We start from the raw sequence: 15247 nt of genomic DNA on the forward strand, positions 1-15247 counted from the left end.
CTACTCGGCCGGACGTTCCCCCAGATCCTTCTGCCAGTCTGCACCGGCCGGCGGTTTGGGCTCGGGCGGCACTTCATAGGGCGTGTGCGGCGACTTGAACCAATGGAAGGGCTGTCGCGCCAGCTCAATCGCCGCCCGGATCGTGGCCACACCGATCATGGCCCAGTAGAGCGGCAAGAGCATCTGGCCCCAAAGCAGGTCCGCGCGGTTTGCCCGCCGCAAACCAAGGAGGGTCACTGCCAGCGCACTCCCCAGTCCAAGCGCCAGGATACCTCCATAAAGCGCCGCCCAGCCTACCCAGTCGGTCCAGGGTGGCAGCCCCCGCAGCGCTTCCACGAGGGTAATCAGCAAAAATCCCAAAAATAGGATGGGCGAGGTAATCATCCCCAGCACCAGCACTTCGAACGCGATGGTTGCCCGCCACCCCATTTCGCGCACCAGCACACGAGGATGCAGATTGTGGACGATAAACGTCTGCATCCAGCCCTTCATCCAGCGCGTGCGCTGTCCCAGCCAGGGCAGCAATCGCGTGGGCGCCGCCTCACGCGTGCGGGAGTCTAGTGTATCGACCTCCATGCGCAAACGCGCCAGCCGCATGCCAATGTCGGCGTCTTCGGTCACGTTGAACGCGTCCCAGCCGCCGATCTGGCGCAGCGCTTCGATGCGGAAATGATTGGAGGTGCCACCCAGCGGCATGGGCAGGCGCCAATTGGCCAGCGCCGGCAGCAGCACGCCAAAAAGCCCCGCATATTCCCCCGCAAACAGAGCCGCCAACCAGTGCGTGGGCCCATTGGCGATCACCAGCCGCGCCTGGAGACACACAATGTCTGGGTCCTGCCGGAAGCGCAACGCCGCCTTCCAGAGCTGGTCAGGGTCGGGAATATCCTCGGCATCGAACACCACGACGAACTCGCCCCGGCATAGCGGCAGGGCATAGTTGATGGCCTTGGGTTTTGTATAAGGCTTGGCGTCGATCACCCGAACGATGGAAAAGCGGAAATCCCCCAGATTTCGCTCCACCACCGACACCGTCTCGGGCGAGCGGGTTTCCACGACGAACTTGATATCGAGCCGCTCGGGCGGATAATCCAGCCGCCGCATGGCCGCAAACAATTGCGGCACCATGGCCTGTTCATCCCGCAAGGGGATCAGCACGGAATAGATGGGTAGTTCCGCGTCCGGCGGTCGGCGCGGACGCCGCTGCCGGCGAAGTGGTGTGCGCAGAGCCGCCAGCCGGATCAGCGAAGGTCCGATCAGCACGCAAGCGGCAAGCGGGAGCAGCAAGCCTTGCGCGAGATACGGCGCCGCCAGCACCAGCGCGAGGAGCAAGCCCAGAAGCGCGATGAAGCCATAGCGGACCAGCTTGGTCAGCGCCAATTGCGCCGTGGCAAGGGGCCATTTGCGTGCCAATGCCTGCCGCGCCTGATCGATGAGGGCCAGGCTCGAGCATCGCGCAAGATAGTCCTGCAGCGCCGCCCGGGGCACCAGGATCGGGCGCGCACCGGGACCAATCCGTTGCCGGGCAAGCCGCAAAACATCGAGGAATTCGGGCGCGGCATAGATCCAGCGCTGCTGGGCGCTGACAAGGCTGACCAGCTTTGTCTGGGGAATCGCGTCGAGCCGATTGGGCGCCATGTCGCGGTCAAAGGCGGCGGGAACAGCCTCGGCGAAATCTAGGCCGGCCCATGCAGCGGCCCGCTCCATCACATGGGCTTCGCCCATGCCCATCGTTGCCGCACAATATTCGAGCGGATCGACCTCGAGCTCCAGCGCCCGATCCAGCAAGCGGATGGCACTGCCTTCATCGGGGCAGAATTCCCCCATGATGGTACGGATCAGCGCGGTGGCATCGGACATGGCAAGCCAGTCGCTGCTTGTACCTGAAAGCCCCCGTCCAGATACTTATCGAATAAATACTTATCAGCCTCACGCACTTAGGCAAGGGCAAGCGCAATAGGGAGCCAACAAAAAAGCCGCCTTGCGGCGGCTTTGATGCGCTTAATTGTTGGCTTCAAACTGGTGCGGGTTGAAGTGGTAGGCGGTTGAACAGAATTCACACACCACTTCGATTTCCCCGTCCACCGCCATTTCCTCTCGGTCCTCGGCGGTAAAGCTTGTTGCCAGCATGTCTTCGATGCGATCAGCCGAACAGGTGCAGCGCTCGACCATGGGCAAGGGCGTGAACACGCGTACCCCGGTTTCATGATAGAGCCGGAACAGCAGCCGCTCGGAGGAAAGGTCCGGATCGGCGAGTTCGAGATCATCCAGCGTTGCCAAGAGGGTCTTGGCCTCGGTCCAGCCATCGGCCTCCTGGAACTCAGGATCGGCCGTTTCCGGATTGTCCCAGTTCCCGTCGCCCGGCAAATCCGCCATGTGGGAAATGCCATGCTCCGGCAGGTGCTGGATCAAGACGCCGCCGGCGCGCCAGTGGGGGCGATGATCGCCCTTCTGGGTGAACTCGGCCACGGCCATCCGCACCTGCGTCGGGATCTGCTCGGACTGCATGAAATAGGTGTGCGCCACCTCTTCAAGCGAATTGCCCTGCAGCGCCACAATGCCCTGGTAGCGTTCAGTATGCGGCCCCTGGTCGATCGTCATTGCCAGATGCCCATTACCCAGCAGTTCGCCCGGACGGGTGCGGCCTTCTTCGGCCGCCTTGACCAGCGCTTCCCGGTCGAAGCGCGCATAGCCGCGCAAACCGTCCGGCGCATCGAAATCGACCACCAGCAGACTGACAGGACCATCGGTCTGGGTCTGCATAATGAAACGCCCGTTGAACTTGAGCGAAGATCCAATCAAAGCTGCAAGCACAACGGCCTCGCCCAGCAGGCGTGCAACCGGTGCGGGATAATCATGGCGGCTCAGAATGGTGTCGAGCGCATCGCCCAGCCGCACGGTGCGGCCGCGCGTATCGAGCTTGTCTAGCGTAAACGGAACGACCGCATCGTCTCCGCTTTCCGGCCGGTCGAGCCCCAGGGAGCTCATGAGGTTCTCGGTCATGGTCGTCGTATCCGTCGTCATTAGGTTTAGCTTTCAGGTGGGCTGGGCCTGACACGAAAACACCAGCAGACCTCATCCTGAGCGTGTCGAAGGACGAGGTCGTGGCACCATGGCGGTACGACCCCGTGGTTCGACAAGCTCACCATGAAGTCTACTCATGGTACCGGTCAATATCGGGGTCTAGTTGACGTCCACCCCGAAGGCCCAGCACAGAACGGCTTTTTGTGCATGAAGGCGGTTTTCGGCCTCGTCAAACACCACTGACTGGGGACCATCGATCACCTCGTCGGTCACCTCGTCGCCCCGATGGGCCGGCAGGCAGTGCATGAAAAGGGCGTTCTTGTCCGCCAGTGCCATTAAACTGGTGTTGACCTGATACGGTTTCAAGACCCGGCGCCGCTCGGCCGCGTCCGTATCGCCCATGGACACCCAGGTGTCGGTGATGACGAGGTCAGCCTTCTCGACCGCCTCGCGCGGATCCTCGATCAGCTTGACCCATTTGCCCGCCTTCTGGATGTCCAGCATCAGGTCTTTTTCAGGCCAGTATTCATCCGGCACGGCAATGGTCAGCTCGCATTCAAACAGCTCGGCCGCGTTGACCCAGGAATGCAGCACATTGTTGCTGTCCCCAACCCAGGCCACCTTGGCGCCTTTGATGGGCCCGCGATGTTCTTCAAAGGTCATGAGGTCTGCCATCACCTGGCAGGGATGCGCCCGGCGCGTCAAACCATTGATCACCGGCACGGTCGAGCCTTCCGAAAGCTCCACCAGATCGGCGTGGCTCAAGATGCGGATCATGATGGCATCCACATAACGGCTCATCACCCGACCCGTGTCGAGCAAGGTTTCCTCGCGCGCCAGCTGCATTTCCTGGCCCGACAGCATGATGGTTTCGCCGCCCAATTGGCGCATGCCCACGTCAAAGGAAACGCGGGTGCGTGTGGACTGGCGCTCAAAGATCATCGCCAACACCTTGTCGGCCAAAAGCCGCGGCCGGTCCCCGTCCTTGAGGCGCGTCTTGAGCGATGACGCGGCATTGAGCATGCCGCGCAGTTCGGAATATTGGAAATCGTCGATATTAAGAAAATGCCGTGGGGTGCCGGTCGAAGACATGGGCCGGGTTCCTTTGTGACGCTAAACTGTTGATAATAGACCTCATCGAGGTGCCTACCGAAGGACGAGATCATCCCTCCGACAGGCTTGCCATGAGGCTAGTCTATTGACCTGTCCTGCCAAGAAGGAGGAGGGAACAGCCCGCGTCGCCGGCGTCCAAAATGGTAAAAGGTCAAAGCCATCAGCTTGCTACCGCAACAGAAGCGGTTTCAGCCTCGATCGCGTCGAACGCGGCGCCAATCTTGCTCATGGCTTCCTCGATGTCCGCTTCGGTGACGATCAAGGGCGGGATCAGGCGCAGGACATTGTCCCCTGCCCCGATCGCGAGGAACTGGTGGTCGTCCCGGAGCCTTGCCACGAAGTCGCGTACGGGCGGGGTGATCTTGATGCCCGCCAGCAATCCCTTGCCGCGCAGCTCGAGCACATAGTCGGGATATTTCTGCGCCAATTGCTGCAGATGCCAGCTCAGCTTTTGCCCCATCTGGTTGACATGGTCCATGAAACCCGGCGCCAGGATCCGGTCCAGCACGGCATTGCCCACCGCTGTTGCCAGCGGATTGCCGCCATAGGTCGAGCCGTGCGTGCCGGGCACCATGGACGCGGCCACCTCACCCTTGGCAAGGCAGGCGCCCAACGGGAAGCCGCCGCCGATGGCCTTTGCCACCGCAACGATGTCGGGCGTGATCCCGGCCCATTCGAACGCAAAGAACCGGCCGGTCCGGCCATAGCCGCACTGCACTTCATCCAGGATCAGCAGCATGCCATGCTCGTGGCAAAGCGCACGCAGCCCCTGTAAGAATTCGGGCGTCATGGCGGTTACGCCACCCTCGCCCTGCACCGTTTCGATCAGGATGGCGCAGGTCTGCGGCCCGATCAGCGCGCGTACGGCCTCGAGATCGCCGGGCGCGGTATGCTTGAAGCCCGGCAGTGGCGGCCCGAAACCTTCAAGGTAGGACGGGTTACCGCCCGCGGCGATCGTGCCCATGGTGCGCCCATGGAAGGAGCCGGTAAAGGCAATGATCTCGTAGCGCTCGGTGTCGCCCTTGGCCCAGAAATAGTGCCGGGCCGTCTTGATGGCACATTCCAGCGCCTCCGCGCCCGAATTGGTGAAGAACACCGAATCCGCGAAGGTCGCATCCACCAAGCGCTGCCCCAGCCGTTCCTGCTCGGGAATGGTGAAGACGTTGGATGTATGCCAGACCTTTTCAGCCGCAGACTTGAGCGCGCTGATTATATGCTCGTCGCCATGGCCCAGGGCGTTCACGGCGATGCCGGAATGAAAATCGAGATATTCTCGGCCATGCTGATCATAAAGGCGCATACCCTGCCCCCGCTCGAAAGCGAGTTCAGACCGGGCATATGTGCCGTAGAGCGCAGACATGGCAGTTCCTTTTAGGGTGTGCGAGAACAGGTGGGACAGCGTGGCAATCCGGCCACAATCGGGAGAAACGCGCTTCTTGCGCAACGCGTTCCAGCGCGGAAATAAGGCCCAATTTCGCTAGATAAGTCAATGATCAGCCGCCAAGTGCCTGAAATGACTCAAAGATCGTTAGCGAAGTTTTAACCAGTTAATATGCGGGGAAAGTCTTGGGCGACTCTTGATCCCGATTCCTTGGCTGTCGTAAACTGCCTGTCATTGGGAACACGATATCTCGTGTGGCGGACCCACCTAGCATACGACGCCTAGCGTTTATGGCTGCCATGGCCATTTGGCGGCACAATGAAGGATTCTGTTTTGACGATGGATTCGGGAGCACAATCGGCGGGCTGGACTGACGAGCGCGTCGAGACCTTGAAAAAGCTTTGGATGGAGGGCCTGAGCGCCAGCCAGATCGCGGGCGAACTGGGTCAGGGCGTCACGCGCAACGCGGTGATTGGCAAGGTGCACCGGCTCAAGCTTTCGGCGCGCGCCAAGCCAACCAATACCGCACCGCGCGCCCGTCCAGCGGCGCCACGCCCCGCGCCACGCCGTCCAACCGGGCCTTCGGCCGGCATGGCACCCAATATGGGTGGTGGCAGTGCGGCTGCTGCGGCAAGCGCCGCCAAGATGCGGCCTGCGATGGCGCGTCCACAATCGGTCGGCGCCACGGCACTGGCGCATAATCCGGAAATGGAAACCGAACTCTATGTTGCCCCCATGGCGGCCGAGATCTTTATCCCCGAAGACAAGCGCCTGAGCCTGCTGCAGCTGAGCGAAAGCACCTGCAAATGGCCGATCGGGGACCCGCTCTCGAAAGATTTTTATTTCTGCGGCCAACACAGCCTGGAAACCGGCCCCTATTGCGACTTCCACTCCCGCCGCGCTTACCACCAGGTCGACAAAAAGCGCCGTTAGGCGAATCGACTGAAATAAAAGAAGGCGCCACCGGCGCCTTTTTTGTTTTTGCCGGCCACTCCCCGCCCCCGCCCTGCACCAAGCCCCTCGCCTTTGGTGCCCCCAAAGCCCTCATGGTGAGCTTGTCGAAACACGAGGGCGAGCGAGTGGAGGCCTCGAGTGCCACGACCTCATCCTTCGACAGGCTCAGGATGAGGTCTACTGAAGCCATTCCCTCACGGCAAAAACACATCCACCCGCATGCCCTCGCCCGGCTTGCTCTTGATGCTCAACTGCCCCCGGTGCCGGTGCACGATGTGCTTGACGATCGCCAAGCCCAGCCCCGTCCCCTTTTTCTTGCGGCTCACATCGGCATCGATGCGGTAAAAGCGCTCCGTCAGCCGCGGCACATGCTCGGCCTCCACGCCCGGGCCATGGTCGATCACCGTCACCTGATGGGCAAAGCCCGGCCGGCTCGATGGCGCCAGGCTCATCTCGACGAACTTGCCTTCGGCCCCGTACTTGACCGCGTTCTCCAGCAGGTTCTCGAACACCTCATAAAGCTGCCCGCGGTCGCCAATCGTGGTGCTTGGCCCTTCAAACAAGGACAGCCGGATTTCAAGATCCGCCGCCTTGGCCTGCATCATCAAGCCCTCGCGCACTTCACGCAGCAACCCTCTCAGCTCGATCGTGCCGGATGGGCGCACATGCTGGTGCATTTCGATGCGCGACAGGCTCAGCATATCGTCGATCAGCTTGCTCATGCGCTCGGCCTGCCCGCGCATGATGCCCAGGAATTTCTCGCGTGCCACCGCGTCCTTGGCGGCCGGGCCCAGCAGCGTATCGATAAAGCCCAAGAGCGAAGCCAGGGGCGTGCGCAGTTCATGGCTGGCATTGGCGATGAAATCCGACCGCAGGGCATCAACGCGCTTGAGTTCGGTCAGGCTCTGGAAGGTGATGATGAGTTGGCGCTGATCATCCTCGAACCAGTCCACACCGGGTCGCAAGAGAGGCGAAACAACCACTTTCTCCCAGGTTTCGGAGGGAATTGTTTCATGCAGTTCAACGCTCCGGCTGGTGCCGGTGCGATTGGCGTTGTCGATCGCCTGGACCAGTTCGGGATTGCGCATGGACAAGGTCAGCGGATTGCCATTGCCGAGCGCCGGAAACTGCCGTTGCGCTGCCCCATTGGCATGCACGACAACCCCGCGCCGGTCCAGCACAAGACAGGGATCAACCAGCGCATCGGCAAAGATATTGACTGACGGCGGCGCCGCTGCCGGCACCGGCTGGGCTGCCTCGACAGCCTGCGTCACCGTCACGACACGTGCCGGCAGCATGGCTACGGCCGCAGCAACGGCCACAAAGCCAATCAGACCGCCGATAAGGCTCAGATGCCCAAACAGCACCAGTGCCCCGAACACGCCCAAAACTGCGGCAAGGAGGCTGCCTTGCGCAACCAGCCGCGCCCTGGCCGATTGCAGATGCGATGGAGAAAGTTCGGTGTTTGGCTGGTCCATGCTCTTTTGCCGATCAGGAGGTCCTGGCCCCTCTTGTGCCAAAGGGCGAGCCTATAGCACGATGCTGATGACAATGGAGCGACACCTGTGAGCGACCCTTTCGAGCAGTTCCACATCGAGAATCCCGAGCTTCCCAAATCCATCAAGAAACACGCCATGCGCTCGGGCGGCTACCCCTATGACGATAAGCTCGATGGCGCGCTATACCAAGCGCAGATGTATGAGCTGCAAAAGCAGCTGGTCCTCTTGCAGGCCCATCTGGCGGCCAGTGGCGAGCGGGTGATGATCATTTTCGAGGGCCGCGACGCTGCCGGCAAGGGGGGCACGATCAAGACCTATCTCGAGAACCTCAATCCCCGCTACAACATCATCGCCGCCCTGCCCAAGCCGAACAGCCGGGAAGCTTCGCAATGGTATTTCCAGCGCTATATCGACTGGTTCCCGGCGGCTGGCGAAACCGTTCTGTTTGACCGATCCTGGTATAATCGCGCCGGCGTCGAGCGCGTCATGGGCTTTGCCACGCCCGAGCAAACCGAGAATTTCCTTGAAGAAGTCCCCGAAGTTGAAAAGCGCATCACGCGCGATGGCATCCACTTCTTTAAATTCTGGCTTTCCATTGGCCGCGAGATGCAGCTCAAGCGCTTCCACGATCGCCGCCACGATCCGCTCAAGGTCTGGAAACTCTCACCCATCGACCTCGAGGCCCTGGGCCAATGGGACGCTTATTCTGCAGCCCGCGACGAAATGCTCAAGCGCACCGACAGCCCCCACGCCCCCTGGACCGTGATCCGCGCCAACGACAAGCGCCGCGGCCGCATCAACGTCATCCAGCATGTGCTCCACCACCTGCCTTTTGCGGGGCGAGACAAGAAAGCCATCGGCGAAATCGACCCCAAGATCACGATGAAGGCGAAGGACTTTCTGGCATTGCATAAAGCCGACTGATCGAGCTGCCGCCCGCACATCCCATTGACACCACGCTATTTCCCCTCCCTACTGCCCCCATTCCAAACGACATGTGAGCAAGACTTTGGTCGCAAGCAGGGCGAAATCGGTTGTGGTGTCCAATGCGCGCGGAAGCTCGCCCTTCGTGCTGGTCTGCGATCACGCCTCCAACCGCATTCCCGATCAATATGGGGACCTGGGCCTTACCCCGGTCGAGCGCGTCAGCCACATAGCGTGGGACCCGGGCGCCCTATCGGTTAGCCGGCTCCTTGCGGACAAGCTCGATGCGCCCTTGGTGCAGTCCACCGTGTCGCGCCTCATCATTGATTGCAATCGGGACCTCGATGCACCAGACCTGATCTGGACCCTGTCGGAAAAAACCCGGATCGCCGCCAACGAGAATTTGCATCCTGGCGAGCGTGCCTTCCGGATCGACCACTATCATCGCCCCTACCATGCTTCCATTGGAACGCTTCTTGAGGCGCGGCGCCATGCAGGGCAGGAAACGATCCTGGTCTGCATGCACTCCTTTACGCCGGTCTTTCATGGCGTGCCCCGTCCCTGGCCCATCGGGCTCATTCACGGCCGCGACCAGCGCTTCACCCGCGCCGTCTATGACGCGCTCAAGGCTGATGATCCCGCGCTCAATGTCGGCTGGAACGAACCATATGCCGCGCTCAAGGGCGTCACGCTGACCCTGGAAAAGCATGGCGACGCCCGCGGGCTTGAAGCCGTGATGATCGAGATCCGCCACGACGAAATTCTTGAGCCCACCGGCGTCGCCCAATGGTCCGATCGCCTCGCCCAGAGCCTGCACACGGCACGGCTGGCGAGGCGAGAAGCGATGGCGGTTTAGCGGCGCCAAGCTCTTGGGGGAGCTATCAGGGCTCCCCTTCCACGACATCCCTGACCGTTTCCTTCACGCCGATATCGAACAAGCTATCGAGATGCGTGGCGACAGTCTCGCCGAACACCTGGTTCCCCGCCACATCGGACCCAAACACCTCAGCCAGCCCCACCAGCCCTTCATAGAGCGTCTCGGCATCGTCCCCAGCATCGGCCGCAATCGCCATCATGCGCATGGCTAGGGGATCGCGCACGTCGATATTCTCGCCCTTCTCGTCGATCCCCACCACATAGCGCATCCAGGCCGCGACACCGAGCCCCAGCCGCTCAAACGGCTCCCCGGCGGCGATCCGGTCCCGGATGGTGCCTAGGAGGCGCTGCGGCAATTTTTGCGAGCCATCCATGGCAATCTGCCAGGTGCGGTGCTTGAGCGCCGGATTGCGGAAGCGCTCCAGCAGCTGGTCGCGATAGGCGCCAAGGTCGACGCCTGGCATGTCGAGCGTGGGCATGACTTCTTCCGTCATAAGGCCATGGATGAGCCGGACGAAATCCTCGTCGCCCATCACGTCCGAAATATATTCATACCCTGCAAGGTAACCGAGATAGGCCATTGTCGAGTGGCTGCCATTCAGCATGCGCAGCTTCATGCGCTCGAACGGCTCCACATCCCCAACCATCTGCGCACCGGCACGCTCAAAGGGCGGTCGCCCATCGGGGAAATGGTCCTCGATCACCCATTGGGTGAACGGCTCGGTCATGATCGGCCAGGCGTCTTCTGCCCCGATCAGTTCTCCAATCATGGCGCGGTCGGCATCGGTGGTGGACGGCACGATGCGATCCACCATGGTGCCGGGGAAAGCCACCTGGCCAACCCACTCGCCCAAAGCGGGGTCACGCAGCTGGGCAAACTTGCTTACGATGCGCTTCACCGTTTCGCCATTGCTGGGCAGATTATCGCAGCTCATCACCGCAAAAGGCGCGATCCCGGCCGCCTTCCGTCGCGCCAGGGCCTCCACCAATATGCCGGGCGCCGATTTGGGCGCCGTTGGATTGCTTAAGTCATGCACGATATCGGGGTGCCGCTGATCCAGCTCGCCCGTGGCCGGGTCATGGCAATAGCCCTTTTCCGTCACCGTTATTGAGACAATGCGGATTTGTGGGCTCGCCATCAAAGCTAGCAGATCCTCGCGCTCGGCATTGGCATCGAGAACCTTGAGAATGGAGCCGATCACACGCGGATGGGTGCCCTCAGCATCCCTGACCGCTACGGTGAACAGGCCGTCCTGTGGCTCCAGCGCCTCCTTGGTGTCCGGCCGGCGCAAGCTCGCGCCCACAATCGCCCAGTCAGGATGATCCTTGAGCAGGTCATCCACATAAACCGCCATATGCGCCCGGTGAAACGCCCCGATACCTAAATGGACGATGCCCGGCGTGATCTGGGTCCGGTCATAATCAGGCACGCGGACCCCCGAGGGAACAGAGCTCAGGGTTTGGGCGCTCAGGCGCGTCATGGCAGTCTCCGAGATCAAATCGTGCGTCACCATAGTCGCTTCCGATCTTGTATGGAAGAAGGTGACTTGCGGGTGCGAAGGCTTTACCGGCATAAGCTTCGCCAACGCAAGGGAGGGGCATCAATTGGCACAGCAGCGCTTCGTCAGCATCGGGGAATGCATGATCGAGATGAGCGGCGGCGAGGACCGGCAATATCGGCTGGGCTATGCCGGCGACACGCTCAACACCGCCTGGTACATGCGCGCGCTTTTGGGTGACGACTGGTCGGTAGATTATTTCACCGGCCTGGGCGAAGACCGCTATTCCACCGATATCAAGGCGTTTCTTCAAGCTCACAATATCGGCACGAGCCACATCCGTACCATCCCCAATCGCCGCCCCGGCCTTTACATGATCCACCAGGAAGCGGGCGATCGTCATTTCACCTATTGGCGCGACACTTCGGCCGCAAAGCTCCTGGCCGACAGCAAGGACGATCTTGCCGATGCCGTGCGCGACGCCAAGGTCGTTTACTTCTCGGGCATCACCCTTGCCATCCTCGCGCCGCGCGCCCGTGGCCGGCTCCTTGGCGCCATCGTGCGGGCCCGCGATTCCGGCGCGCGTATCGTCTTCGACACCAATATCCGCCCCGCCCTCTGGACCAGCCCGCGCGTGATGATGTCGGTGCTTACCGCCGCCGCCACCCTCTGCGATGTGGTCCTGCCCACCCACAGCGACGAGGCACCGCTGTTTGGCGATAGATCCATTGAGGACACGGCCGATCGATATCTGGAACTCGGTGTCGAGGAAGTCGTAGTCAAGGACGGCGCTAACGAGGCCCTGGTCGCTACATCAACCGAACGCTTCCGCATCGCCCCTCCACCCGCTGCCAATGTGGTTGACGCTACCGGCGCCGGCGACAGCTTCAACGGCGCCTACCTCTCGGCTCGCCTCGCCGGCAAATCTTATCAAGAGGCCGCCCAAGCCGCCCACCGCATCGCCGGCATCGTCATTGGCCAAAAAGGCGCATTGGTGGACCCAAAGCTCTTGGCCTAGGCACTCCCCTCTCCCACCCTCGATGTCATCCCGGCCTTGAGCCGGGATCCATCTCGAGATCGCGCCGCAGCCGCGAGGTGGATCGTCCTGATCGCCTCAGGATGGGCTTCGGGTCACGCCCGAGGTGAAACCGCGTTTGGGGAAGCAACGGAGGTCAAAACCCTCGATCCCCCGCCTCCGCCATATACGCCAACTCCTCCGCCGTACTCTGGCGCCCCAGGGCCTTGTTGCGGAATGGGAAGCGTCCAAACCGCGCAATGGCCTCGCGGTGCTTTTCCATATAATCGAGCTGTTCCGCATCTCCCAACTCGCGGTAGAGCCGCACGCCCTCATCTTGCATCGCCAGTGATTCCGCATGCATGAAGGGCAGGTAGAAAAACGGCCGCCGCACCGGGTCCACTGCCTGGTCAACGCCCGCGCTGATCGCCTCCTGCGCCAGAACCAGCGCCATCTTGTCCTGTGCGAAGGCCTCGGGCGCGCCGCGATGCAGCTGGCGGGAAAACTGGTCGAGCACGATGATCTCGGCGAGCCGCCCCTCGGCCGTCGTCCGCCAGCTCCACGCCTCGCCCCGGGCAACAGGGGGATGGGTGTCGCCAAAGGCTGCCGCCAGTTCGGCATCGAACTCCGGCTTGCCGCCGAACCAATCCTCTTTTCCGTGCTCCACGAACCAGAACCGGATCACATCTTCGCTCGTGCGCATCATCTCCCCCTAAACCGTGATGATCGCCTTGATCAGCCCGCTCCGCTCATGCGCCCAGCGCGGCAGATTGGCGGGCACATCATCAAGGCTCGTTGCGTGCGTTGCCAGCCGATCAGTCGGCACATCGCCATTGCGAATGGAGTCCATCACATGGTCGAAATCCTCCCGCGTGGCATTGCGCGAAGCCCGGATGGTCAGCTCGCGCCGGTGGATTTCCGGATCTTCCCAGCTGAGCGTTCCCTTGACCACGCCCACCAGCGTCAGCGCACCGCCATTGCGGCAATAGCCCACCGCCTGGTTCATGGCAGGAATCGCCCCCGTGGCATCAAGCACAGCATCAAAGCCCGAACCCATCTTCCCCCTGAACGCCTCGCCCTCGCGCTCATCGAGCCCCACTGCACCAAAGCCAAAGCCGCGCGCCGCCTCGAGCTTGTCGGGTGCTGCATCCATGATTGTGACATCCGCCCCGGCAATCCGGGCAAAGAACGCCGTGCCTAGCCCGATCGGCCCGCCGCCGACCACCAGCACGCGCCAGCCCGGCTTGATCTCCGTGCGGCGCACCGCATGGGCGCCAATAGCGAGGAATTCCACCATGGCCGCATCGCGCAGGCTCAGCCCCTCGGCGCGATAAAGATTGGCCGCCGGAAGGACGATCTCCTCGGCCATGCCTCCATCGCCATGCACGCCCAGAACGGTCAGCGTTTCGCAGCAATTGGTCTTGCCCTCGCGGCAGGCGGGGCATTGGTAGCAGGGCAGATAAGGGTTGATGACAACGGGGTCACCATCGGCCAAGTCTTCCGCGCCATTGCTGTCCAGCACGACGCCGCTGAGCTCATGGCCCATGATGCGCGGGTACTGCAGGAACGGGTGCTTGCCTTCGAAGATATGGTAGTCCGTGCCGCAAATGCCGATATGGCGGATGCCGACGCGCACCCAGCCCGCTTGCAATTTCGGCTTCTCGATCTCGATCAGCGCCAGTTCACCCGGCGCGGCACAGCTGATGGCGCGCATGAAAATCCTCCCGATCTGTTATCGGGAGGACTAACATGTCAGTTACGGCTTGACCATGATCCTGATCCGGTTGCCCGAAGGATCCTGCGTATCAAAGCCATTCTCGAGCGGTTCGATTGGCGCTTGAGCCTTCGTCAGTCGCTCGCGAACGCCATCCAGGGCGGTCGCATCGGGCACTACGATGGTGAACCAGCGCAGCCCTGCGGCACCTGAGGGGGGCAGGCTTGCTTGTGAACCGGACCAGATGTTGAACGCCAGCGTGTGCGGCATGTAATCGAGCCCCACATCGCCCATGCCAAAGGAATGGATCAGCATGAACCCCGCAAAGCCGAGGACATCACGATAGAAATCCATCGCTTCGTTGAGTTTCCGCACATGCACATGCACGTGCCCGATCCGCGTGCCCTCGAGCATGCGCGGCTCAAGGACGGGGGACGGTCCCAGTTCTGCCAGCAAGCCATCAAGGTCGATCGGATCGCGCCCGGAATGCGGCCGTCCATCGGCCGTCACGGCATAGCTTTCGCCCTTGTCCGGATCACCCAGCGTGCCGCGCCAGGGCGTTTCAAATGTGATCTCGATGCCATTGCCATCCAGATCCCAGAGGTAAATGGCTTCGCTCACCAGATGGTCGGTCGGGGAAATGCGCACATTGCGCTGCAAAGCCCGAACGGCCAGTTGCGCCAGGGCCGCGCGGGTCGGCACATGGAGCGCCACATGGTAGAGCCCGATCGTGCGCGGCACGGATGGCTGCGTGGCGCCGGTCTCGAGCACAAGCAGCGGCTTGTCCGCCACCCCGAGCGTCAGCACATTGCCGGCTTCCGCCAGGATATCGAGCCCCGCGACGTCCTGCCATATGGCAAGCGCCTTGGCGCGGTCGGTTACGGCAAGATGCACCGGTCCCAGCGTCGTGGTCAGCGGCAGGATGGGCTCGGAGCGAACATTGGTCTGCACGGATGCATCAATCACGATGACCTCCTTTTGTGTGTGACCCAGATATAATCCTCACCCGTCGGTCACACCATCGAGCCAATGGCGAAGGCATCGTTCGCTAAAGCCGGGGCAATACTTTTGGTTTGTTTGCACCGGAGCCCTCCACACCCCCGATGTCATCCCGGGCTCGACCTGGGATCCATCTCGAGATCACTGAACAGCCGCAAGGTAGCCAGCTCGCTACACAATCAATAATGCGGCGTCATCTCAGGATGGGCCCCGGGTCGAGCCCGGGGTGACATCGAAAATGCGGCACAGTCG

Annotated in this window: 13 protein-coding genes; 4 read left to right on the plus strand and 9 right to left on the minus strand. The window is 61.9% G+C overall.

From position 1 onward, the window contains the following. The 4 genes from DDE77_RS03135 to DDE77_RS03150 form a co-directional block, all read right to left on the minus strand. Positions 1–1857: a glycosyltransferase family 2 protein gene (locus DDE77_RS03135; protein ID WP_108395990.1), complete on the minus strand. Its 1857-nt coding sequence runs from the start codon at positions 1855–1857 to the stop codon at positions 1–3. A gap of 141 nt (positions 1858–1998) precedes the next feature. Next, positions 1999–3000, minus strand: a complete 1002-nt coding sequence (locus tag DDE77_RS03140; RefSeq protein WP_108396263.1) for an Hsp33 family molecular chaperone — start codon at positions 2998–3000, stop codon at positions 1999–2001. A 180-nt stretch (positions 3001–3180) separates the two neighbouring features. Beyond that, complete coding sequence (gene argF, locus DDE77_RS03145) at positions 3181–4113, minus strand: ornithine carbamoyltransferase (protein WP_108395991.1); 933 nt, start codon at positions 4111–4113, stop codon at positions 3181–3183. Positions 4114–4294: 181 nt separating this feature from the next. Next, on the minus strand, positions 4295–5494 hold the full coding sequence (locus tag DDE77_RS03150) for an aspartate aminotransferase family protein (RefSeq protein ID WP_108396264.1): 1200 nt from the start codon (positions 5492–5494) through the stop codon (positions 4295–4297). A gap of 360 nt (positions 5495–5854) precedes the next feature. Between DDE77_RS03150 and DDE77_RS03155 the strand changes: the two genes are divergently transcribed. Continuing rightward, positions 5855–6448 carry a GcrA family cell cycle regulator gene (locus tag DDE77_RS03155; protein ID WP_108396265.1) on the plus strand — a complete coding sequence of 198 codons (594 nt, stop codon included), beginning with the start codon at positions 5855–5857 and terminating at the stop codon, positions 6446–6448. 215 nt (positions 6449–6663) lie between these two features. Here DDE77_RS03155 and DDE77_RS03160 read toward each other — a convergent pair whose 3' ends face one another. Then, positions 6664–7947 carry a sensor histidine kinase gene (locus DDE77_RS03160; protein WP_108395992.1) on the minus strand — a complete coding sequence of 428 codons (1284 nt, stop codon included), beginning with the start codon at positions 7945–7947 and terminating at the stop codon, positions 6664–6666. Between the two features lie 87 nt (positions 7948–8034). On the opposite strand from DDE77_RS03160, the gene ppk2 reads away from it, so the two are divergent. After that, complete coding sequence (gene ppk2, locus DDE77_RS03165) at positions 8035–8892, plus strand: polyphosphate kinase 2 (RefSeq protein WP_245895063.1); 858 nt, start codon at positions 8035–8037, stop codon at positions 8890–8892. A 73-nt stretch (positions 8893–8965) separates the two neighbouring features. After that, complete coding sequence (locus DDE77_RS03170; RefSeq protein ID WP_108395993.1) at positions 8966–9748, plus strand: N-formylglutamate amidohydrolase; 783 nt, start codon at positions 8966–8968, stop codon at positions 9746–9748. A gap of 25 nt (positions 9749–9773) precedes the next feature. On the opposite strand, the gene DDE77_RS03175 is transcribed toward DDE77_RS03170, so the two are convergent. After that, positions 9774–11249, minus strand: coding sequence for a mannitol dehydrogenase family protein (locus tag DDE77_RS03175; RefSeq protein ID WP_108395994.1), 1476 nt, complete (start codon positions 11247–11249; stop codon positions 9774–9776). Between the two features lie 124 nt (positions 11250–11373). On the opposite strand from DDE77_RS03175, the gene DDE77_RS03180 reads away from it, so the two are divergent. Further along, on the plus strand, positions 11374–12285 hold the full coding sequence (locus DDE77_RS03180) for a sugar kinase (RefSeq protein ID WP_245895064.1): 912 nt from the start codon (positions 11374–11376) through the stop codon (positions 12283–12285). Between the two features lie 154 nt (positions 12286–12439). On the opposite strand, the gene DDE77_RS03185 is transcribed toward DDE77_RS03180, so the two are convergent. Genes DDE77_RS03185 through DDE77_RS03195 form a run of 3 tightly spaced genes read right to left on the minus strand, consistent with a single transcriptional unit; the run spans position 12440 to position 14962 of the window. Next, a complete protein-coding gene (locus tag DDE77_RS03185) occupies positions 12440–12985 on the minus strand; it encodes a DUF924 family protein (RefSeq protein ID WP_245895065.1) in 546 nt (181 codons plus the stop codon). Positions 12986–12994: 9 nt separating this feature from the next. After that, positions 12995–13996, minus strand: a complete 1002-nt coding sequence (locus DDE77_RS03190; protein ID WP_108395997.1) for a zinc-binding alcohol dehydrogenase family protein — start codon at positions 13994–13996, stop codon at positions 12995–12997. A gap of 42 nt (positions 13997–14038) precedes the next feature. Continuing rightward, a complete protein-coding gene (locus DDE77_RS03195) occupies positions 14039–14962 on the minus strand; it encodes a VOC family protein (protein WP_108395998.1) in 924 nt (307 codons plus the stop codon). Positions 14963–15247: the final 285 nt, after the last annotated feature.

It is taken from the genome of Devosia submarina (genome assembly GCF_003056345.1).
Taxonomy (GTDB): Bacteria; Pseudomonadota; Alphaproteobacteria; order Rhizobiales; family Devosiaceae; genus Devosia; species Devosia submarina.

What these genes read in the sequence shown, in the direction of transcription:
- DDE77_RS03190 (WP_108395997.1), bottom strand. Translation starts at nt 13,996, where the DNA reads ATGCGCGCCATCAGCTGTGCCGCGCCGGGTGAACTGGCGCTGATCGAG.
- argF (WP_108395991.1), bottom strand. Translation starts at nt 4,113, where the DNA reads ATGTCTTCGACCGGCACCCCACGGCATTTTCTTAATATCGACGATTTC.
- DDE77_RS03150 (WP_108396264.1), bottom strand. Translation starts at nt 5,494, where the DNA reads ATGTCTGCGCTCTACGGCACATATGCCCGGTCTGAACTCGCTTTCGAG.
- DDE77_RS03160 (WP_108395992.1), bottom strand. Translation starts at nt 7,947, where the DNA reads ATGGACCAGCCAAACACCGAACTTTCTCCATCGCATCTGCAATCGGCC.
- DDE77_RS03140 (WP_108396263.1), bottom strand. Translation starts at nt 3,000, where the DNA reads ATGACCGAGAACCTCATGAGCTCCCTGGGGCTCGACCGGCCGGAAAGC.
- DDE77_RS03135 (WP_108395990.1), bottom strand. Translation starts at nt 1,857, where the DNA reads ATGTCCGATGCCACCGCGCTGATCCGTACCATCATGGGGGAATTCTGC.
- DDE77_RS03175 (WP_108395994.1), bottom strand. Translation starts at nt 11,249, where the DNA reads ATGACGCGCCTGAGCGCCCAAACCCTGAGCTCTGTTCCCTCGGGGGTC.
- DDE77_RS03155 (WP_108396265.1), top strand. Translation starts at nt 5,855, where the DNA reads ATGGATTCGGGAGCACAATCGGCGGGCTGGACTGACGAGCGCGTCGAG.
- DDE77_RS03185 (WP_245895065.1), bottom strand. Translation starts at nt 12,985, where the DNA reads ATGCGCACGAGCGAAGATGTGATCCGGTTCTGGTTCGTGGAGCACGGA.